The 19,688-nt window shown below is 59.2% G+C and carries 24 protein-coding genes and 1 tRNA gene; 6 read left to right on the top strand and 19 right to left on the bottom strand.

The features are described 5' to 3' along the window. Window positions 1-12 precede the first annotated feature (12 nt). The 7 genes from purL to purC all read right to left on the bottom strand — a co-directional run bounded on the left by purL (window position 13) and on the right by purC (window position 5,356). Window positions 13-2,244 (bottom strand): phosphoribosylformylglycinamidine synthase subunit PurL, encoded by a 2,232-nt coding sequence (gene purL / locus ACXHRN_RS13685; RefSeq protein WP_488636869.1) that lies wholly within the window; start codon window positions 2,242-2,244, stop codon window positions 13-15. Between the two features lie 110 nt (window positions 2,245-2,354). Then, window positions 2,355-2,744, bottom strand: coding sequence for a hypothetical protein (locus ACXHRN_RS13680; protein WP_488636868.1), 390 nt, complete (start codon window positions 2,742-2,744; stop codon window positions 2,355-2,357). Between the two features lie 49 nt (window positions 2,745-2,793). Then, the gene (purQ, locus tag ACXHRN_RS13675; protein WP_488636867.1) at window positions 2,794-3,468 is read right to left on the bottom strand and encodes a phosphoribosylformylglycinamidine synthase subunit PurQ; all 675 of its coding nucleotides are present in this window, start codon (window positions 3,466-3,468) and stop codon (window positions 2,794-2,796) included. Further along, window positions 3,465-4,016: an RNA 2'-phosphotransferase gene (locus ACXHRN_RS13670; protein WP_488636866.1), complete on the bottom strand. Its 552-nt coding sequence runs from the start codon at window positions 4,014-4,016 to the stop codon at window positions 3,465-3,467. Before ACXHRN_RS13670 ends, purQ begins: the two co-directional genes overlap by 4 nt. A 3-nt stretch (window positions 4,017-4,019) precedes the next feature. Continuing rightward, on the bottom strand, window positions 4,020-4,280 hold the full coding sequence (locus ACXHRN_RS13665) for a hypothetical protein (protein WP_488636865.1): 261 nt from the start codon (window positions 4,278-4,280) through the stop codon (window positions 4,020-4,022). 16 nt (window positions 4,281-4,296) lie between these two features. After that, window positions 4,297-4,539: a phosphoribosylformylglycinamidine synthase subunit PurS gene (purS, locus tag ACXHRN_RS13660; RefSeq protein WP_488636864.1), complete on the bottom strand. Its 243-nt coding sequence runs from the start codon at window positions 4,537-4,539 to the stop codon at window positions 4,297-4,299. A gap of 43 nt (window positions 4,540-4,582) precedes the next feature. Further along, on the bottom strand, window positions 4,583-5,356 hold the full coding sequence (gene purC / locus ACXHRN_RS13655; RefSeq protein ID WP_488636863.1) for a phosphoribosylaminoimidazolesuccinocarboxamide synthase: 774 nt from the start codon (window positions 5,354-5,356) through the stop codon (window positions 4,583-4,585). Window positions 5,357-5,597: 241 nt separating this feature from the next. Here purC and ACXHRN_RS13650 point away from each other — a divergent pair, with 241 nt between their 5' ends. Further along, entirely contained in the window at window positions 5,598-5,912 is a 315-nt protein-coding gene (locus ACXHRN_RS13650) for a DUF1476 domain-containing protein (protein ID WP_488636862.1), read from the top strand. Between the two features lie 54 nt (window positions 5,913-5,966). Here the strand turns inward: ACXHRN_RS13650 and ACXHRN_RS13645 are convergent, their stop codons facing one another. Together ACXHRN_RS13645 and ACXHRN_RS13640 are read right to left on the bottom strand one after the other, a co-directional pair. Beyond that, entirely contained in the window at window positions 5,967-6,536 is a 570-nt protein-coding gene (locus ACXHRN_RS13645; protein ID WP_488636861.1) for an RBBP9/YdeN family alpha/beta hydrolase, read from the bottom strand. 105 nt (window positions 6,537-6,641) lie between these two features. After that, the gene (locus ACXHRN_RS13640; protein ID WP_488636860.1) at window positions 6,642-8,027 is read right to left on the bottom strand and encodes a hypothetical protein; all 1,386 of its coding nucleotides are present in this window, start codon (window positions 8,025-8,027) and stop codon (window positions 6,642-6,644) included. Window positions 8,028-8,241: 214 nt separating this feature from the next. Between ACXHRN_RS13640 and ACXHRN_RS13635 the strand changes: the two genes are divergently transcribed. Next, window positions 8,242-9,873 carry a long-chain-fatty-acid--CoA ligase gene (locus ACXHRN_RS13635; RefSeq protein ID WP_488636859.1) on the top strand — a complete coding sequence of 544 codons (1,632 nt, stop codon included), beginning with the start codon at window positions 8,242-8,244 and terminating at the stop codon, window positions 9,871-9,873. Window positions 9,874-10,002: 129 nt separating this feature from the next. Then, window positions 10,003-10,806: a DUF2189 domain-containing protein gene (locus ACXHRN_RS13630; RefSeq protein ID WP_488636858.1), complete on the top strand. Its 804-nt coding sequence runs from the start codon at window positions 10,003-10,005 to the stop codon at window positions 10,804-10,806. 71 nt (window positions 10,807-10,877) lie between these two features. Here ACXHRN_RS13630 and purB read toward each other — a convergent pair whose 3' ends face one another. The 5 genes from purB to lipB form a co-directional block, all read right to left on the bottom strand. Then, window positions 10,878-12,179: an adenylosuccinate lyase gene (gene purB, locus ACXHRN_RS13625; protein ID WP_488636857.1), complete on the bottom strand. Its 1,302-nt coding sequence runs from the start codon at window positions 12,177-12,179 to the stop codon at window positions 10,878-10,880. Window positions 12,180-12,276: 97 nt separating this feature from the next. Next, window positions 12,277-12,813 (bottom strand): hypothetical protein, encoded by a 537-nt coding sequence (locus ACXHRN_RS13620; RefSeq protein ID WP_488636856.1) that lies wholly within the window; start codon window positions 12,811-12,813, stop codon window positions 12,277-12,279. Next, window positions 12,813-13,568: a DUF2259 domain-containing protein gene (locus ACXHRN_RS13615; RefSeq protein WP_488636855.1), complete on the bottom strand. Its 756-nt coding sequence runs from the start codon at window positions 13,566-13,568 to the stop codon at window positions 12,813-12,815. The genes ACXHRN_RS13620 and ACXHRN_RS13615 overlap by 1 nt, the downstream gene beginning before the upstream one ends. Continuing rightward, the gene (gene rpe / locus ACXHRN_RS13610; RefSeq protein WP_488636854.1) at window positions 13,565-14,242 is read right to left on the bottom strand and encodes a ribulose-phosphate 3-epimerase; all 678 of its coding nucleotides are present in this window, start codon (window positions 14,240-14,242) and stop codon (window positions 13,565-13,567) included. The genes ACXHRN_RS13615 and rpe overlap by 4 nt, the downstream gene beginning before the upstream one ends. 75 nt (window positions 14,243-14,317) lie before the next feature. After that, the gene (lipB, locus tag ACXHRN_RS13605; protein ID WP_488636853.1) at window positions 14,318-15,034 is read right to left on the bottom strand and encodes a lipoyl(octanoyl) transferase LipB; all 717 of its coding nucleotides are present in this window, start codon (window positions 15,032-15,034) and stop codon (window positions 14,318-14,320) included. Window positions 15,035-15,125: 91 nt separating this feature from the next. On the opposite strand from lipB, the gene ACXHRN_RS13600 reads away from it, so the two are divergent. Both ACXHRN_RS13600 and ACXHRN_RS13595 read left to right on the top strand, forming a co-directional pair. Then, window positions 15,126-15,272 carry a hypothetical protein gene (locus ACXHRN_RS13600; protein WP_488636852.1) on the top strand — a complete coding sequence of 49 codons (147 nt, stop codon included), beginning with the start codon at window positions 15,126-15,128 and terminating at the stop codon, window positions 15,270-15,272. Beyond that, window positions 15,237-15,321: transfer RNA gene (locus ACXHRN_RS13595), tRNA-Leu, on the top strand. The genes ACXHRN_RS13600 and ACXHRN_RS13595 overlap by 36 nt, the downstream gene beginning before the upstream one ends. Before the next feature lie 57 nt (window positions 15,322-15,378). Here the strand turns inward: ACXHRN_RS13595 and arsK are convergent. The 5 genes from arsK to ACXHRN_RS13570 form a co-directional block, all read right to left on the bottom strand. Then, window positions 15,379-16,575, bottom strand: coding sequence for an arsenite efflux MFS transporter ArsK (arsK, locus tag ACXHRN_RS13590; RefSeq protein ID WP_488636851.1), 1,197 nt, complete (start codon window positions 16,573-16,575; stop codon window positions 15,379-15,381). An 82-nt stretch (window positions 16,576-16,657) separates the two neighbouring features. After that, window positions 16,658-17,086 carry an arsenate reductase (glutaredoxin) gene (gene arsC, locus ACXHRN_RS13585; RefSeq protein WP_488641902.1) on the bottom strand — a complete coding sequence of 143 codons (429 nt, stop codon included), beginning with the start codon at window positions 17,084-17,086 and terminating at the stop codon, window positions 16,658-16,660. Continuing rightward, window positions 17,083-18,141, bottom strand: a complete 1,059-nt coding sequence (gene arsB / locus ACXHRN_RS13580; RefSeq protein WP_488636850.1) for an ACR3 family arsenite efflux transporter — start codon at window positions 18,139-18,141, stop codon at window positions 17,083-17,085. The genes arsC and arsB overlap by 4 nt, the downstream gene beginning before the upstream one ends. A gap of 2 nt (window positions 18,142-18,143) precedes the next feature. Next, the gene (locus tag ACXHRN_RS13575) at window positions 18,144-18,671 is read right to left on the bottom strand and encodes an arsenate reductase ArsC (protein ID WP_488636849.1); all 528 of its coding nucleotides are present in this window, start codon (window positions 18,669-18,671) and stop codon (window positions 18,144-18,146) included. Then, window positions 18,668-19,024, bottom strand: coding sequence for an ArsR/SmtB family transcription factor (locus ACXHRN_RS13570; protein WP_488636848.1), 357 nt, complete (start codon window positions 19,022-19,024; stop codon window positions 18,668-18,670). The genes ACXHRN_RS13575 and ACXHRN_RS13570 overlap by 4 nt, the downstream gene beginning before the upstream one ends. 42 nt (window positions 19,025-19,066) lie before the next feature. On the opposite strand from ACXHRN_RS13570, the gene ACXHRN_RS13565 reads away from it, so the two are divergent. After that, on the top strand, window positions 19,067-19,603 hold the full coding sequence (locus ACXHRN_RS13565) for a DUF6428 family protein (RefSeq protein ID WP_488641901.1): 537 nt from the start codon (window positions 19,067-19,069) through the stop codon (window positions 19,601-19,603). Window positions 19,604-19,688: the final 85 nt, after the last annotated feature.

Here is a 19,688-nt window from a genome sequence, read left to right as displayed (position 1 = left end):
TACTACTCCTGCTTATTCGGTGACGGGCAGTTCACCCGCCATGAACTCAGGGAACCATGATTCATGTGCCTTTTGCAATTGTTCAATTGCGATGGGTCGAGCCGAGCCCAGCGTCACCGTGGCGCCGCCCGTCATGCCGATCACAGGCGCATAGACGCCGCTGGCTTCGGCGAGCCGTGCGACTTCCTCGCGGTCCGCCTTCTCGACGGTGACGACGTAGCGGCTCTGGTCTTCGCCATAAAACACGGCAACCGGATCGGCGCCTTCGAGCACATCGATCGTTGCACCTATTTCGGACGCCATGGCCATTTCGGCAATCGCCAGTGCCAGACCGCCGGAAGAGCAATCATGCACAGCAGTTGCCAGGCCGTCGCGGATCAGATCGCGGACGAAATCGCCGACCTTGCGCTCAAGCGCCAGATCGACCGGCGGCGGCGGACCATCGGTGCGGCCATGGATATCGCGCATATAGACGGACTGGGCGATATGCGTACCCCAGCCGGATGGCGCGCCCATGAGGAAAATGGTTTCGCTTTCCTGGGCAAAGCGGATGCGCGCCATGCGCTTCCAGTCGTTGATCAGCCCCACGCCGCCGATTGTCGGTGTCGGCAGGATGGCCTGGCCGTTGGTCTCGTTGTAGAGCGACACATTACCCGACACGATCGGGAAATCGAGCGCAATGCAAGCCTCGCCGATGCCCTTGATGGCATGCACGAGCTGGCTCATGATCTCGGGCTTTTCAGGATTGCCGAAATTCAGATTGTCAGTCGCGGCCAGGGGCAGGGCGCCTGTCGCCGTGATGTTGCGCCAGCATTCGGCAACGGCCTGCTTGCCACCTTCGAATGCGTCGGCCTCGACGTAACGGGGGGTAACGTCGGAGGAAAAGGCGAGCGCCTTGTACTCGTGGCCTTCGACGCGGACCACACCGGCATCGCCGCCCGGCAGCTGCAGCGAATTGCCCTGGATCAGCGTGTCATACTGCTCGTAGACCCAGCGGCGCGAAGAGTTGTTGGCTGAGCCGACGAGCGTTATCAGGGCGTCGGCCACGTCAGCCTGCGGAATGTCGTTCTGGGCCAATGGCACAGGCTTGACGGCAGGTGTCCACGGACGGTCATATTCAGGTGCCTGGTCGCCGAGATCCTTGATCGGCAGGTCAGCGACCTCAATGCCCTGATGCAGCACGCGGAAACGCAGGTCGTCGGTGGTCTTGCCGACGATGGCGAAATCCAGGCCCCATTTGACGAAAATCGCCTTGGCGACATCTTCCTTGGAAGGTTCCAGCACCATGAGCATGCGCTCCTGGCTTTCCGACAGCATCATCTCATAGGCGGTCATCTGCTCTTCGCGGACGGGTACCTTGTCTAGCAACAGTTCGATACCGAGATCGCCCTTGGCGCCCATCTCGACGGCCGAGCATGTAAGACCCGCCGCACCCATGTCCTGGATGGCAATGACGGCGCCGGTCTGCATCAGCTCAAGGCAGGCTTCCAGCAGGCACTTTTCGGTGAAGGGGTCGCCGACCTGCACGGTCGGACGCTTTTCCTCGATCGATTCATCGAATTCGGCCGATGCCATCGTTGCGCCGCCGACGCCATCACGGCCGGTCTTGGCGCCGAGATAGACGACGGGCAAGCCGACGCCTTTGGCTTCCGACAGGAAGATGCCGTCGGATTTGGCGAGACCGGCAGCAAACGCATTGACGAGGATGTTGCCGTTGTAGCGCGCGTCGAACTCGACTTCGCCGCCGACCGTCGGCACGCCGAAGGAATTGCCGTAGCCGCCAACGCCCGAAACGACGCCCGCCACCAGATGCCGTGTCTTCGGATGATCCGGCGCACCGAAGCGCAGCGCGTTCATCGCAGCCACGGGGCGGGCGCCCATCGTGAAGACGTCACGCAGGATACCGCCGACGCCGGTTGCCGCACCCTGGTAGGGCTCGATATAGGAAGGGTGATTGTGGCTCTCCATCTTGAAGACCACGACGTCGCCGTCATCGATATCGACGACGCCGGCGTTCTCGCCCGGTCCCTGGATAACGCGCGGACCCTTGGTCGGCAGCGTCTTCAGCCACTTCTTCGAGGACTTGTAGGAGCAGTGCTCGTTCCACATCGCCGAGAAGATGCCGAGTTCCGTAAAGGTCGGTTCGCGGCCGATCAGCCCCAGTATGCGCTGATACTCATCCGGCTTCAGGCCGTGGCTGGCGATCAGGTCCGGGGTGATGGGGCGGTCGTTGGAAACGGTCATCTGGTTCTCGGAAGCTGTTGGGAGGCTTTGTGCTTGCCTATAGCCCATGAAAGGCCCGAACGCGATAGGAAAATCGGCGGATCAACAGACTCGAAGTCGAGGTGGAAAGTTCAGCAACCGGCGCCGTTGCGCGCCCAGCCATTGACGTCCTTGTGAACGCGAGCAGAGACCGCGGCATCGTCCATCAGCGGGCCGAACGCGCTCATCTTGGCCGGTGTGCCACTGGCCTGGATGACGAGCAATGGCCGCGATTCCGGCGAATGCTTCCTGACGATCAGGATACGCGGCGTGCCGGAGAACGAATTGAGTTCCGGTGCGAGCTTGTAGGCGGCAAACATCGGATCCTTGGACTTGAACCAGCAACGGTTCGCACCGAGTGCCACGCGTTCCATCACCGGCAATGCCCCGACCGACAAAGCCGACACGGGCTGCTTGCTGGTGCTGCAGGCAGCGAGCACGGCGAGCGTGGAAAAGGCGGCGATGGTGAGGAAAAGGCGCATGAAAACACTCCGGTAAACGGGCTGATCGGCAGGTTCTACCGTGTAAAGCTTAAGCGGCGATGACTTCCAGCGCCGAAGCGAAGATGCCGCGACCGTCGCTGCCACCATGGGCAGCCTCGATCAGGTTTTCCGGATGCGGCATCATGCCGAGCACATTGCCCTTGGCATTGATGATGCCGGCGATGTGGTTCATCGAGCCGTTGGGATTGGTTTCCGGCGTATAGCGGAACACCACCTGGCCTTCACCCTCGACCTTGGCCAGCGTTTGCTCGTCGGCGAAGTAATTGCCGTCGTGATGGGCGACCGGGCTGCGGATGATCTGGCCCTTGTCGTAGGCACGCGTGAAATCGGTGTCGTTGTTGGCGACTTCCAGCTTGATCTCGCGGCAGACGAATTTCAATGACGCGTTGCGCATCAGCGCGCCCGGCAACATGCCGGCCTCGAGCAGGATCTGGAAGCCGTTACAGACGCCCATGACCTTGACGCCCTTTTCGGCCTTTTCGCGGATCGCCTGCATCACAGGCATGCGCGCGGCAATTGCGCCGCAGCGGAGATAGTCGCCGTAGGAAAAACCGCCGGGAATGACGATGAGATCGACGTCGTCCGGGATCGAGGTCTCGGTCTGCCAGATGGTGATCGGCGCCTTGCCGGAGATCTTGGTCAGGGCAGCGATCATGTCGCGATCACGGTTCAGACCGGGCAGCTGGACGACGGCGGATTTCATATCTCGATCTCCGGAATAGGGGATAGAAACTCTGGGGGAACTTTCGCGGTGAGCCATACGCCATTGTCGGCGACATGGAAAGAGCAACCTTCTGCGGTCATTCCGACGGTGTCGACGGTCAACAGGATATGTGCGCCTTTGCGGCGAATGGCGACGACCTTCGCCGTCTCGATGTCCGGCGACAGATGCACATGTGTGCGGCTCATTGGCTGCAGACCGCTTTCGCGAATCTTCGCCCAGGCCTGCGCTGTCGTGCCGTGATAAAGAATGGTTGGCGGCACATCTGCGGCAAGTCCCAGATCTATATTGACGCTGTGGCCCTGCGCAGCACGAATTCGATTGCCGTCAAGCGTAAAGCGCTTCTTGGGATTCTCGTCGAGGATGCGGCGGAGTTCCGTGTCGGAGATAGCAAATTTCGCACAAATCTTGCCGCTGAGTTCCGGATAGCCTGTCCACCCCTCCGAATTGAGTGATAGACCCAGCTCCTGAGGTGCATGACGGAGCACATAGCTCAAGAACTTGGAAACCTCGGTATCGTATTTCGCCATAGTTCAGCTGCTGGCATCCAGCGGCCGCTGCGCCGCTTCGGAAAGCTCGCGAAGATCGAGACGGTTTTCGATCCGATCGAGACGCTGGTCGTGGCGCGCCATAATCCCATAAATGTTGTGAATGTCTTGCTGAATGGAAATCACAGTCCCGCGCATCGCGCTCATCTCAGCACGAAGCTCCGAAAGCCCGTTATCAACTTTATCAAATCGCTGATTGAGCTTCTTCATGAGCTCAGGCATCAATTCCAATGAAGCATCCGCCATCACCCACCCTCAACCCTTACGAGAGGTTGATAGTATAGTTCTCGATTACCGTGTTGGCGAGCAGTCTTTCGCACATGGATTTGAGGTCGGTCTCGGCCTTTGCCTTATCGTCGTGGTCGATCACCAGATCGAACACCTTGCCCTGGCGCACGCCGCCGACGCCGGAAAAATCGAGCGCCGAAAGCGCGCCTTCGATCGCCTTGCCCTGCGGATCCAATACACCGTTCTTCAGCGTTACAACGACGCGTGCCTTGATCATCTTATCCTCTGTTTTATCAAGATCGTTCTAGCGGGAGCCGGGCTCAATCAGTCTTGACGAGCACCGGACCCGAACTACGGATCGGTTCATTCTCGTTGATGATGCCGAGCCGGCGCGCCACTTCCTGGTAGGCTTCGAGAAGGCCGCCGAGATCCTTGCGGAAACGGTCCTTATCGAGCCGTTCGCGGGTCTCGATATCCCACAGGCGGCAGGAATCCGGCGAGATCTCGTCGGCAAGAATGATGCGCATCATGTCGCCTTCGTAAAGGCGGCCGCACTCGATCTTGAAGTCGACGAGCTGGATGCCGACGCCGAGGAAGAGACCGGTAAGGAAGTCGTTGATGCGGATGGCGAGCGCCATGACATCATCGAGTTCCTGCGGGCTGGCCCAGCCAAAGGCGGTAATGTGCTCTTCCGAGACCATCGGGTCATCGAGCGCATCCGACTTGAAATAGAATTCGATGATCGAGCGCGGCAGCACAAGGCCTTCCTCGATGCCGAGGCGTGTGGCGAGTTCGCCGGCCGCGACATTGCGCACCACGATTTCGAGCGGGATCATCTCGACTTCGCGGATCAACTGCTCGCGCATGTTGAGGCGGCGAATGAAATGCGTGGGGATGCCGATGCGGTTGAGATGCGTGAAGATGAATTCCGAGATACGATTGTTGATGACGCCCTTGCCATCGATAATCTCGTGTTTCTTCTTGTTGAACGCAGTCGCATCGTCTTTGAAAAACTGCACCAGAGTACCCGGTTCCGGACCTTCGTAAAGGATCTTCCCCTTGCCTTCGTAGATCCGGCGGCGACGGTTGTTCATATTTTTCTCTTTTTGTTGGCGGCGAGACTCACGTTGCCGTGCCACCGCATGATACTCTTTTATGCGGTCATTAACTGAAAAGATCGCGGTTAACAATGACACATGGATCCGATCCCCTGTTTTCGACCGTGTTGGTCATGTGTCCGTCACAGAGCGAAACACCGATTGCACTTTGCTTGAGCTTTTGGTTTATGTGCTGCGACATTATAAACGTAGTTCAAGATTCTCGGGAGACAAGCCAATGTCGGGTCTGACAGATCGCGAAAAAGCCTTCGAAAACCAGTACGCGCATGACCAGGAAAAGAAATTCCGTATCATCGCGCGCCGCAACAAGTTGCTCGGCCTGTGGGCCGGAACGCTGCTCGGAAAGTCCGATCTCGACGCTTACGCGAAGGAAGTGGTTGTCTCCGATTTCGAGGAAGCCGGTGACGAAGATGTCCTCCGCAAGGTCCAGGCAGATTTCGCGGCTGGTGGCGTGTCCCTGGGGCATGACGACATTCGCGCCCAAATGGTCGAATTGCTGAACGCTGCCGCCGAGCAGATCGAAAACAGCTAAGTCCCCACGCTCGCGACAGAAAAAATCAAGCCGCCCCTTCAGGGGCGGCTTTCTTCATGGCTTGAGGCGCGACAGGAACTGCGCGAACACCATCGTGCCTTCTGGCCATGGGCCATGGCCGGATTCGATGTTGATATGACCGGAATTGCCGGCGTCGACGAGGAACGAGCCCCAGGCATTGGCGATATCGCCAGCGTGGTCATAGGTGCCGTAAGGGTCGTTCTGGCTGGCGACCATGATCGACGGGAATGGCAGCGGCGAACGCGGGTAGGGACCGAACGCGTTCAGCTTCTCGAGTTCCAGCCCCAAGGACAGTTCCGGCGGTTTGATCAGGTTCGGTGGCGACACCAGGAAGGCGCCGGCAACCTTGTCGCCGCATTCTTCCAGCGCATGCACGGCAGCGCTGATGCCGAGCGAATGGGCGACCAGCACCACGGGCTTTTCCGCCGCCTTAATCGTGTCGGCAATCCGCTGGACCCAGGCCGCGCGTGACGGGTCGTCCCATGATGCCTGCTCAATGCGGCGCGCCGATGCCAGCCGCGATTCCCAGCGGGTCTGCCAATGGTCGGGGCCGGAATTGCCGTAGCCCGGCACCATCAATATATCTGCTTCAGACGCTTTCATGATCCTCAAATGCGTTCGACACAGCCTGTTGTCAAGCATTTCGGCATCCAGAAAAGCAGAACCCCGCCGTCGGTGGGCGGGGCTCGTTCTCAGGTAGGCTTGGCTTTACTCCTCGCCGCCGCTGTCGTCACTGCTGCTGTCATCGGCAGAGCTGTCGTCAGCGGCACTGTCGTCGCTCGAATTGTCGTCGGCAGCGCTGTCGTCCGCGTTGTCGTTGCCATCCATGCTTGAATCATCGGCTGCATCATCGGCGTTGGCGCCGTTGTCATCCGACGTATCGTCGGCTGCAGAATTGTCATCCTGGTTGTTGTCATCCGTGGCGCTATTGTCATCGGCAGCATTGTCGTCCGCCGTGACATCGTCGCCGCTGCTGTCATCGACATAGGAACTATCGTCGTTGTTGGCATCGTCGGCCGCGTCAGCCTTGTCTTCCTCTACATTCGAGGCCGCATCGGCGTCCGGATCCGGATTGTCGGCGGCATCATCGACGGTCTCCTTGGAATCGTAGTCGTCGGCCGCCTCGATCGCCTTGTCCTCGTCGGTTGCTGTGTACTCTTCCTCTGCCGAGGCATCGAGCGTCTCTTCGGTGCTCCCATATTCGCTCTCGAAGGACTGGTATTCCTCCGAAGTATATTCGAAGTCGTAGCTTTCGCTGATCTCTACACTCTCCTCGTAGCTCGCCCACGAATAGGATTCGTAATAGGAGTAGCTCTCGCTGTAGAAGTAGCTCGAACTGGTCTCGAAGTAGTCCCATGAATCCTTGTAGAAATCGTAATACTGCGGCTCATAGGCCGCGTACCAGTAATAATAGCCAGCATAATATCCGTTGAAGTCGGCAATGAGCATGGTCGTATACCACTGCTCGTTCGGCCGCTTGTTGGCGCCCTGCGCCTTGGCGAGCAGCTTCCGCAGCTTGTCGAGCTCCGCCTTCTGGCGCTTGGTCATGTTCTTGTTGGCGGCCATCTTGTCGAGCCGCTTGTTCATATCATTGATGCGCCGGCCGTTCTTGGTGGCTTCTTCTTGCGCGTTGGCGGCTTTGCCACCCATGACGCGCTTGAGATAGTCCTTCCAGACCTTGTTCAGCGTCTCGATGCCCAGCGCCAGCTTCTTTTCTTTCAGGCCCGAGAGCTTGTAGGTGGCATTGACCTCGGCGATCGCGACGGCGAGTTCCGGCAAGCTCGATGCCAGCTTCTTGGTGTCCTTGGCAGTGGCTGCAGCGCGCACGGTCTCGATGTTCTTGGCGGTGGCCGCAAGCGCCTTCAGGAACGGTGCGGACTTGCCGCGCTTTTCCTTCGGGATGGCCTTGAAATTCTTCAGGATGAAGCTGACGGCTTGACCCTGCTTTTGCAGCATCTGCTCGGCATTGAGCTTCTTTGCCTGGAAGTCGATTTGACTTGCGGCGAAAGCCGGTGCTGTCGGCAGGACAGCGAACATCAGGCCGGCAGAAAGCAGGACCGCAGGCAGTGCGGCCGCACGAAAATAGCGTTTCATATGTTTCCCCTCTAGGCTGCCAGGCCCTCATTTTTCCCTGGCACAGTGCTTGCCCTACGCCCGTTTTTTAAAGGCCGCAACACACGCTTTGAGACTATAGTTGAGCAAACGTGCACGTTGACTTAAGGGCCGCCAGCAAAACATGCGCTCTTGCGCAATATCATCCAATCTCTAAGCTGAGACGTAGATAAAAAGCATGCCTGGGGAGGAATACATGCTTGGATTGATGCAGGAGTGGCCGCTTCTCTGCCACAAGGTTATCGACCACGCCGCCAACTATCATGCGGCTCGCGAAGTCGTCTCGCGCTCGGTTGAAGGCCCGATACACCGGACAAATTACCGGGATGTCCGGATTCGGTCGCTGGGTTTCGCAAAGCGCCTGGAACGCGAAGGCATCAAGGCTGGCGACAGGATCGCCACCATGGCCTGGAACACCTGGCGACATCTTGAGGCGTGGTATGGAATCACCGGCGCAGGCGCCGTCTACCACACGCTCAATCCGCGCCTCTTTGCGCAGCAACTCGTCTGGATCATGAACGATGCCGAAGATCGCATGCTGTTCGTTGACCTGACCTTTCTGCCCCTGATCGAGAAGATCGCATCGCTGGTCCCGTCGCTGGAGAAGGTCGTCATCCTGACGGACCGGGCGCATATGCCTGAAACGGCTCTCCCGAACGTCGCCTGCTACGAGGAATGGCTCGCAGAGAGCGACAGTGATTTCGCCTGGAAGAGCTTTGACGAACGCACCGCTGCCGGCATGTGCTACACGTCAGGCACGACGGGTAACCCCAAGGGCGTCGTCTATTCCCATCGCTCCAACGTGCTGCATGCCATGGCGTCGGTCTTTCCCGACGTGATCGGCATGTCGTCGGGAGACACGGTGATGCCGGTCGTGCCGTTTTTCCACGCCAATGCCTGGGGGACGACCTTCGCCGCGCCAATGTCGGGCGCGCGCTTCGTTCTGCCTGGACCGGGCATGGACGGCAAGTCGATCTACGAGATGCTGACCAACGAGAAAGTCACGGTAACCGCAGCCGTGCCGACAGTGTGGCTGATGCTGCTGCAATATCTGGAAAAGGAGAATGGTAGCCTGCCGGATCTCGACCGGGTCTTCATCGGCGGTTCGGCGTGCCCGCGGTCGGTCATTGCGGCATTCCAGAACAAGTATGGCGTCAAGGTGCGCCATGGCTGGGGCATGACCGAGATGTCGCCGATCGGCAGCGTCTGTGTGCTCAACCCGGACCATGCAGGGCTGAGCGATGACGAGAGGCTCGATGTGCAGGCCAAGCAAGGCCAGCCTTTCTTCACCGTCGAGATGAAGATCACCGATGACGACAACAACGCCATGCCGCATGATGGCCGGACTTTCGGGCATCTGAAGGTGCGCGGGCCGGCAGTTGCATCGTCCTACTACAAGGGGGAGGGCGCCGAGCAGTTCGATGAAGATCTGTGGTTCGACACGGGCGACGTCGCCCATATCGATGCGCATGGCTATATGCAGGTCACCGACCGCTCCAAGGATGTCATAAAGTCGGGTGGCGAGTGGATTTCCTCGATCGAACTGGAGAATCTCGCCGTTGGCCATGCCGGTGTCGCCGAGGCTGCCGTGATCGGCCTGCCGCATCCCAGATGGGACGAGCGACCGCTGCTGGTCATTGTCCGCAAGCCGGATTGCCAGCCCGAAAAAGATGACATCCTGGCTTTCATGGAGGGCAGGGTCGCCAAATGGTGGATGCCCGACGACGTCGTCTTCGTCGATGCGATACCGCATACTGCAACCGGCAAGATCCTCAAGACTGAACTTCGAGCCCAGATGAAGGACTACCGGTTTCCGGGATGCGGCTGAAACCGCGCCGCAGCTTTTGCGGCGACACAAGATGCGGTTTGTACTATAGTGGCGGTGTTGCCTGTCGACTCGACCGGGGCATTTGATACTTCGGCCAGATGACGGCTTAACCCAGCGGGAGGATCCGATATGGGCACATTGCATGTGGTATCAAACGCCGAGGGCACTTTCGTCCGCCCGGAAGTCCGGGAAATCGGCATGCTCGAAGTCTTTGACGCGTTGCGTCTCGGTCTCAAGGATTTTCAGGAAAAACCATCGCACTATGTTTTTCTCTGTATCATGTACCCCATTGCCGGCGTCGTGCTGATGGTCTGGAGCGCGGGTGCCAACCTGCTGCCACTGATGTTCCCTCTGGCCTCCGGCTTTGCATTGCTGGGTCCAATCGCCGCGATCGGCCTTTACGAGATCAGCCGGCGTCGCGAAGCGGGGCTCGACTCGTCATGGTATCACGCGCTTGAGGTTCGCCATTCCCCGGCGATGTTTTCGATCATCGCGGCCGCCGCCGTGCTCTTTGCCCTGTTCATCGTCTGGCTGCTGGTCGCGCAGAACATTTACGTCGCCCATTTCGGCAATGTGCCGCCGGCCTCGCTGAGCGTCTTCCTCCACGACGTTCTCTACACATCGAATGGCTGGTCGATGATGTTCTGGGGCAACCTCGCGGGCCTTGCTTTCGCCATCGCCGCGCTTGCCGTTTCGGTCGTGACCTTTCCGTTGTTGCTCGAGCGTGACGTCGGGGCGCTGGCGGCAATCGTCACCTCCATCCGGACGCTGATCCGCAATCCCATACCGGTTCTTCTGTGGGGCGTGATCGTCGCCGTGCTGCTGGTGATCGGCTCGATCCCGATCTTTGCCGGACTGGCCGTCGTGCTGCCGGTGCTCGGTCATTCGACCTGGCATCTCTACCGCAAGATGATCGGCCCGCCGAAGCTCTGAACCAACGTGTATTTGAAACGAAAGCGCCGACCTCATGGGCCGGCGTTTTGCGTTTTGGTGGGATATTGGCCTCAGCCGAACACGCGGCCGAAGATCGTGTCGACATGCTTGGTGTGGTAGCCGAGGTCGAATTTCTCGCGGAGATCGGCTTCGGAAAGTGCTGCCAGCACTTCCTTGTCGCCTAGCAGTTCCTCAAGGAAATCCTTGCCTTGTTCCCAGACCTTCATCGCGTTGCGCTGGACCAGGCGGTAAGCGTCTTCACGAGATACGCCGGCCTGGGTAAGCGCCAGCAGCACGCGCTGCGAATGCACGAGGCCGCGGAACTTGTTGAGGTTCTTCATCATGTTGTCGGGATAGACGAGCAGCTTGTCGATCACGCCGGTCAGGCGCGACAGCGCGAAATCGAGCGTCACCGTCGCGTCCGGCCCAATCATCCGCTCGACCGACGAATGCGAAATGTCGCGTTCGTGCCAGAGCGCAACATTTTCCATCGCCGGCGCAGCGAACGAGCGCACCATGCGGGCAAGGCCGGTGAGGTTTTCGGTCAGCACCGGATTGCGCTTGTGCGGCATGGCCGACGAGCCCTTCTGGCCGGGCGAGAAATATTCCTCGACCTCAAGTACCTCAGTGCGCTGCAGATGGCGGATTTCGGTGGCCAGCCGTTCGATCGACGAGGCGATGACACCCAGGGTGGCGAAATACATGGCGTGGCGGTCGCGCGGAATGACCTGGGTCGAAACCGGTTCCGGCTTCAGGCCCAGCGCCTTGGCGACATATTCTTCGACACGCGGATCGATATTGGCAAATGTGCCGACCGCACCCGAAATCGCGCAAGTGGCGATTTCCTCGCGAGCGGCGACCAGACGCTGGCGGCAGCGTTCGAATTCGGCATAGGCGAGCGCCAGCTTGACGCCGAAAGTCGTGGGCTCGGCATGGATACCATGGCTGCGGCCGATGGTGACCGTGTCCTTGTGCTCGAAGGCGCGGCGCTTGAGGGCTGCGAGCAACTTGTCGAGATCGGCAAGCAGGATATCACTGGCACGGGCAAGCTGGACGCTGAAGCAGGTGTCGAGCACATCGGACGAGGTCATGCCCTGATGGACGAAACGGCTGTCCGGACCGATGAATTCGGCGAGATGGGTGAGGAAGGCGATGACATCGTGCTTGGTGACAGCTTCGATCTCATCGATCTTGGCGACGTCGAATGTCGCGGCGCTGCCCTTTTCCCAGATATTCTTTGCCGCGTCCTTGGGGATCACGCCAATCTCGGCGAGTGCGAAGCAGGCATGCGCCTCGATCTCGAACCAGATGCGGAAGCGGGTTTCCGGCGACCAGATGGCGACCATTTCGGGGCGGGAGTAGCGCGGGATCATGGGATAGGTCCTTCGGAAAACGGCAGTTGCCGCCCCTCTAACAAATCGCAGAGGCAATCACAATGCGGGTTTGGCTCAATGGAGCTATGCGATTGAGCTAAGCACGAGCGCGGAACGCGAACCAGACGCCAAGTCCCAGGAAAATCACGGGAGCCAGCGGATAGTAGACGTAGAGGCTGTCGACTGTGAACTGGTAGACTGCGCCTGCCGAGGTGAAGACCAACTGATAGCACCAGGTGATTGACGGAAACGATGCATGCCAGTGGGCGTAGAACATGCGGTATTGAAGTGCGAAGATGGCAGCCGTCGCCGTATGCACCGACAGGGAGAGAATGACCGTGCCGATGATGAAGCGTCCGACCTGCCCGGCGTTGCCGGCGGCGAGGTTGGCAAGCATCAATCCGGGGCCGAACCCGGCCGCCGCGCCATAGAAATACAGAAGCACGATCACGTCGCGCGAAAAGATCAGAAAACCTTCGCGCAGATAGAGACCGAACATGGCCGAGAACGCGCTCAATGCGCCGACGAGAACAGACCCGATAAGCACAGTCCAGGGTGAGGGGATGCAGTCACCGAGCCGCACCAAAACCCTTGCGGTCGTGCTCTTCTGAACCAGCCCTTCGGCGGTCGCCATTACGGCGTCTCTGTGAGACGGACGGGAACTGCAATCCAGCGCTCGTCATTGCCTTCGAAGCCGAAGGACGACACTTGGATCATCGCGACCATGGGTGCTGATGAAAGTTCACTGGTGACAATGGCGCCGAGCCGGTAGCCATTCGGGCAATTGCGGCTCGAGGGCACCTGCCTCTCCTCGTAAATCACTCGCGTGGATGGCTCGGAAAAGGCTTCCGTAAAGGCCAGCGAGAAGCCGCTGAAAGCGCCCACCATGTTCAGGCACGCCTTGGGTGCCGGAAACGCCTTTTCCGTCAATTCCATCGTAAACGTCTGGCTGCGCGGCGGCAACGACGGATACTGGTAATAGCGTAGGCGATGTGGATTGCTCTCGGCTTCGGAGACTGGATTATAGGCGACCATCAGGCCGGGATTGTTTTCCAGTTCGAATTGGGCAATCAGCGGCTCCGCTTTTGCGCGTGCCAGCTTGCGGATCTTGCCGATCGATTCTTCATCCTCGACCAGCACCTTTACAGGCGTGTTCGGCAGGAACTTGTCCGTCTGTGTATCGATGAAGAAGATATTGGAATAGGCAAAGCCGGAGCCGTCCTGCACGCCGTATTCTTCGAATGCAAAAATCTTGCCATCTGCGGAAAAGCCGATGACATCAAGCTGCGCGGAATCGCCGGCCTGGGCGGCGCAAGCAAGCGCGACAAACCAGAAAAGCCCCAGTGTCAAACGGTTCTGCAGCAATCGCAGCACTGTGAAGGATTTCATCCCCTGGCTTTCTCCGCAGCACTGCGGATCGCATTGATGTTGGCGCGATAGTCTTCGAGTCCCGCACCCTTGTAAATGGCGGAGCCAGCCACAAGCACGTTAACGCCGGCGGCGGCTGGAATATCTGCCGTTTCAGCGGTAATACCGCCGTCGACTTCGAGTTCGATCGGCCGGTCACCGATCATCTTGTGAATGCGCCGAATCTTTTCAGTCACCGCAGGCACATATTTCTGGCCGCCGAAGCCAGGATTGACGCTCATGACCAGCACGAGATCGACCATGTCGATGACATAGTCCAGCACGCTTTCAGGCGTGGCCGGATTGATCGAAACGCCAGCCTTCTTGCCCAGTGCCTTGATTGCCTGCAGCGAGCGATGAAGGTGGGGGCCAGCTTCGGCGTGAACTGTGATGATGTCGGCGCCGGCCTTGGCGAAGGCCTCGATATACGGATCGGCAGGCGCGATCATCAGGTGGCAGTCGAATGTGGCTGATGTCAGCGGGCGCAATGCCTTGACCACGTCCGGACCAAAGGAAATGTTCGGCACGAAATGGCCGTCCATGATGTCGAGATGGATCCAGTCGGCGCCGGCGGCCACCACATCGGTGACTTCCTGTCCCAGCCTGGCGAAGTCAGCGGCGAGAATCGAGGGGGCAATGCGGATCGGTCGCGTCATCGGGTTACTCCGGCGTGTTGTTGCCGCCGCAATATCATCGCTTCAGGCGCGCGGCAATCGCCCAGCACGCAAACGCTATGCGGCGTTGCGCACATCACCGAAGACCCGCTCGAAATTATTGCGGATCAATACGTCGACATCGCTCATCATCACCAGTTGGCCGAGATCAACGAGGCTGGTCACGCCATAACCGGTAATTCCGCAGGGCACGATCCCCGAGAAATGCTCAAGCTCGGGATCCACATTGAGCGAAAAGCCATGAAAGCTCACCCACTTCCTGAGGCGAATGCCGATGGCGGCGATCTTGTCTTCGGCCGGCTGTCCCGGCGCAAGCGGTGGCCGCTCAGGGCGTTCGACCCAGACGCCGACACGATCTTCGCGCCGTTCGCCCCTGATGTTCATGTCGGCAAGGGTGCCGATCACCACGTCCTCGAGCGCGGACACGAAGGCACGCACATCCTGCTTGCGGCGTTTGAGGTCGAGCATTACGTAGACGACGCGCTGGCCAGGTCCATGATAGGTGTATTCGCCGCCGCGGCCGGTCTGATGGACAGGGAATCGTCCTGGCGTCAGCAGATCCTTGGCCTCCGCAGACGTGCCGGCGGTATAGAGGGGCGGGTGCTCGACCAGCCAGACAAGTTCGTCTGCCGTCCCATCGGCGATCCCGGCCACTTCGTCTTCCATGGTACGCACGGCGTCATCATAGGCTACCGGCTGGTCCGAGATGCGCCAGCGCACCGGCGCCGAGCCAGAAGTGGCGAACATCGGGATTGTCAGATCGGCGCGTTGCATGAGAGCGGTCCATAAGTGTTCTTGAAGCCTATGTGGATAAAAACGACTGCTTCCGCAAGATGCCAGGCGTCAGGGCGGTGGAAATCAGCTGATGTACAAGGCTCGTGAAAATAAGCCGAAAATTATTGTCCGGCGCTCTTGTGTGGTGAGAATCCTTTTGGTACATGCTGCGCCGCCGGACAAGTTCGGCATCTACCACGATGCGGTCGTGGCGGAATTGGTAGACGCGCAGCGTTGAGGTCGCTGTGGGGCAACCCGTGGAAGTTCGAGTCTTCTCGACCGCACCATCTAAAAAGCCCGCCCTTGTGGCGGGTTTTTTGTTGCCCGGATTTTGCCTGAAAGCCTCAAGTGCCCCGGCGGATTGCCGCAAATCCCAGCATCCCCAGTGTGCCGAGCGCCGCGGTGAAGGCAAGTGCGGCTGAAGTACCGGCCTGCTGCGAAATCACCGCGAAGACGAACGGCGCCGTCGACGACAGAATCAACCTGAGCGCCGACATCTGCCCCGTAACTGTGCCATAACCCTCCGAGCCGAACAGATAGAGCGGCAGCGAACCCTGCACGATGCTGTTCAGCCCCGAGCCGAGTCCGAGCAGGGCGGCGAAGACGATCGCACCGGGCAACCAGCTCCCCGAGACAAGCAGTACGACGATACCACTAACCATGAAGAATGCCGACAGCACCGCCAGCATCGGCGGCTGGATATTCCGACCGAACACCATATTGATGAAGCGGCTGAGCACCTGCGACGGACCGAACAGCGCGCCCACCATCACGGCGCTTGCGCCAAGTCCCAGCGTCGTCAGCATCGGCACCATATGCACCAGCATCGCTGAGAGCGTGAAGCCCTGCAGCGCAAATGCGCCGGACGCAAGCAGGAAGCCCAACCGTCGTTTTGACGGTGGTAGCGAGCCTTGAACAGGAATACTCGAAACGGCGTCGTCATCGCTACCGCGATCAGCGGCCGCGCGACGTTGATGGACGATCCAGTAATGCAATGGCAGGCAAATCACCACATTCAGCGCCGCATAGAACAAGAAGATCTCCCGCCATGTCAGCAAGCCATGCAGCCATGTGGTCAGCGGCCAGAACAGCGTCGAGGAAAATCCGGCGATCAGCGTCAGATAGGTGATGCTTCGGGCCGCGGCATGCGGTGCGATTTCGACAAGCGTCGCAAAGGCCGCGGGGTAGAGCACCACGGCGGCTGCCAGTTCAAGCGCAATAAGGCTGAATGTATAGGTCGCGGGGTGCGACGACGAGGCCAGCAGCGCCAGCGTCAAGGCTGCAAAGATCGAGCCGGCGACCATCAGCCGGCTGGCGCCGAAGCGATCCATCCAGCGGCCAGCAACAGGCGCCACAACGCCACCCACCAGCAAAGCTCCGGAAAAGACACCGAACACCTGATCGACGCTCCAGCCCAGATCGCGTGCCATGTCGGGCGCCAGGATGCTGAAGCAGTAATAGAGCGTTCCGTAGCCGATGATTTGTGTGAGGCCGAGCGCCAGGATGGTTGCAGTCGGAGCCGGCTGATGCGGGGTGGTCATGTCAATGCAAACTCTGGGAAAACTCTGAAAATTGCTTCCGCTATTTAGCGCTAACATCGTGCGCGGGGCTGGCCGAAGTAAGTCAGACGATCCGCTTTCCCTGCTCATCGAGCACGCGTTCGCCGTCTTCCTTGGTGAAAGGGCCGCTGAACGTGTCCTGCAGGATATCGAGCACCGCTTCGGACGGCCGGCATAGCCGCGTCCCCAGCGGCGTGATGACGAAGGGCCGATTGATGAGGATTGAATGCTTGAGCATTGCGTCAAGTAACTGTTCGTCGCTAAGGCTTGGATCGGCGAGGCCAAGCTCCGCATAGGGCGTGCCTTTCTCCCGTAGTGCCTCACGAACCGAAAGTCCGGCGTCTGCTATCATCGTCACCAACGCCTCGCGGCTTGGCGGGTTGTTCAGATATTCGATCACCGTCGGCTCGATGCCGGCATGGCGAATGAGCGCCAGCGTGTTGCGGGAGGTGCCGCAATCCGGATTGTGGTAGATGGTCACGTCCATGGTCAGGCTCCTTCGACCGATGATGTCTTGGATACGGGAATGCCGCGCTCGTACCAGCCCTTGCTGCGGTTGACGATCCAGACGACGGTCAGCATCACCGGAACCTCTATCAGCACCCCGACCACGGTCGCCAATGCAGCTCCGGAATTGAAGCCGAACAGGCTGATGGCCGCAGCAACGGCGAGTTCGAAAAAGTTGGACGCGCCGATCAGCGCCGAAGGTCCCGCGACACAATGCTCCTCGCCCGTCATCCGGTTGAGCAGATAGGCCAGTCCGGCATTGAAATAGACCTGGATCAGGATCGGCACTGCCAATAGGGCGATGACGGCCGGTTGAGCGAGGATCTGTTCGCCCTGGAAGCCGAACAGCAACACCAAAGTAGCCAATAGAGCGACAAGCGACAACGGCTGAAGCCGATGAAGCAGGGCATCCAGCCGCTTTGAAGTGCCGTCTGCCATCAGCAGACGCCGCAACAACTGGGCAGCGATGACTGGTAGCACGATGTAGAGCACAACGGAGAGGATCAGCGTATCCCACGGCACCGTGATCGCCGAGAGCCCGAGCAGCAACGCCACGATCGGTGCAAAGGCGACAATCATGATGCTGTCGTTCAGCGCCACCTGCGACAAGGTGAAATGCGGTTCGCCCTTGGTCAGGTTGGACCAGACGAACACCATGGCAGTGCAGGGGGCGGCTGCGAGGATGATCAGGCCGGCGATATAGGAATCGATCTGCGCCTCAGGCAGCAGCGGCCGGAATAGCCATCCGATAAACAGCCAGCCCAAAAGCGCCATGGAGAAGGGCTTCACCGCCCAATTGACGAACAACGTCACGCCGATGCCCCGCCAGTGCCGCCCGACCTGACCGAGAGCGGCAAAGTCGATCTTGAGCAGCATCGGAATGATCATCAGCCAGATCAGCACCGCGACGGGTATGTTGACCTTGGCGATTTCCGCAGCACCAATCATGTGAAAGACACCGGGAAAGAGATGTCCAAGCGCGATGCCGGCAATGATGCAAAGGCCGACCCAGACGGTGAGGTAGCGTTCAAAAGTAGACATGATCATGCGACTCCTGGATTGCGCCGCGACGCACCATCCATTGAGCCGATCTCTTGGAGATGGGTGTGAAGTGCAAGCTTGTCGATAGAGGCAAGCGGCAGGCTGACAAAGGCCGAGATGCGGTTTTTCATGAAGCGGGCGGCTTGTGAGAATGCCTGCCCTTTTTCAAATTCCGAGCCTTCGACGGCGGCGGGATCTTCGACACCCCAATGGGCCGACACCGGATGGCCGGGCCAGACCGGGCACGCTTCGCCCGCAGCAGTATCGCAGACGGTGAAGATGAAATCCATCTGCGGAGCGCCGGGTTCGGCAAACAGATCCCAGCTTTTGGAGCTGAACCCGTCTGCGGGATAGCCCATGGCCTTGAGCGTTTCGAGCGCCAACGGATGCACCTTTCCCTTGGGATAGCTGCCACCAGAATATGCGCGGAAACGTCCTTGCCCGTCCTTGTTCAGGATCGATTCAGCAAGGATGGATCGCGCTGAATTGCCGGTGCACAGGAACAGGACGTTATAGACAGGTTCGCTCATAGCGTTTTCTCCTTCAGGTCGGCGGCGCAGCAGACATTCGTGGCGCCGACCGGTGCACAAATTTCGGGATGTCCCGAGCAGCAATCCTCCATCAGGAAGCGGACGAGGCCGCCCAGCATATCATATCTGGCGCGATAGATGATCGAGCGGGATTCGCGCTCGGCCGTTACCAGTCCGGCATGTTCAAGCTCTTTCAGATGAAAGGAGATGTTGGAGGGCGAGACCTCGACCTTTCCCGCCAGATTGCCGGCGGCTAGCCCGTTCGGCCCGGCCACGACTAGCAGGCGGATAATTTGCAGGCGGGTTTCCTGAGATAGCGCACCAAATGCAGAGAGGGCTTGACGTTCGTCCATATTTCAATAATCCTTGAATCATTGAAATTAGGAATAGACGATATGATCCCTCCAGACAAGATGGAAATTCAGCGCAGCGATATTTCGCTGGGAGAGCTGCTCGAGATTTTGGCCGTACAGCCAGATCTGCCCCTGGTCTTCACTTACGGAGGCAACGCCGTCAAACCCGGTTATCATGTCACGGAGGTCAAGGCCGGGCAGTTCTCGGCGCTTGATTGTGGCGCCAATCCCGAAGCCTGGGCGGAGATATTTGTCCAGCTTTGGGATATCGAGGAGGGCGACCGCACGCATATGCCTGCCGGCAAATTCACTGCGATCGTTCGCAAGGTGTCGGAGCACGTCAAGCTCGATGGTTCCGCCAAACTCACATTCGAGGTGAGCGACGGCGTGCAGCCCATGCAGCTCTATTGCGCCGGAACTCTGCAGTTGCTGGAAAATCAATGGCATGTCCAGCTTGAGCCCAGACCTGCAAGCTGCAAACCACGCGACCGTTGGCTTGCCGAGCAGACCGCTGCCAGCGCCGGATGCTGTGGATCGAATGTTCACACTTCGGATGTTGAAGCAAAGTGCTGTGGGTGAGGCGCAGCGTCAGTTCACAATTAGCTAGACTTTTAACGATCTCGTCACCGGACCGTTAAGAGCGGGTGGCTAATACTTGGTGATC

This window comes from Shinella sp. OV683, assembly GCF_057787725.1.
The sequence above is the reverse complement of the archived record's forward strand: the minus strand, read 5'-3'. Positions and strand labels throughout refer to the sequence as shown.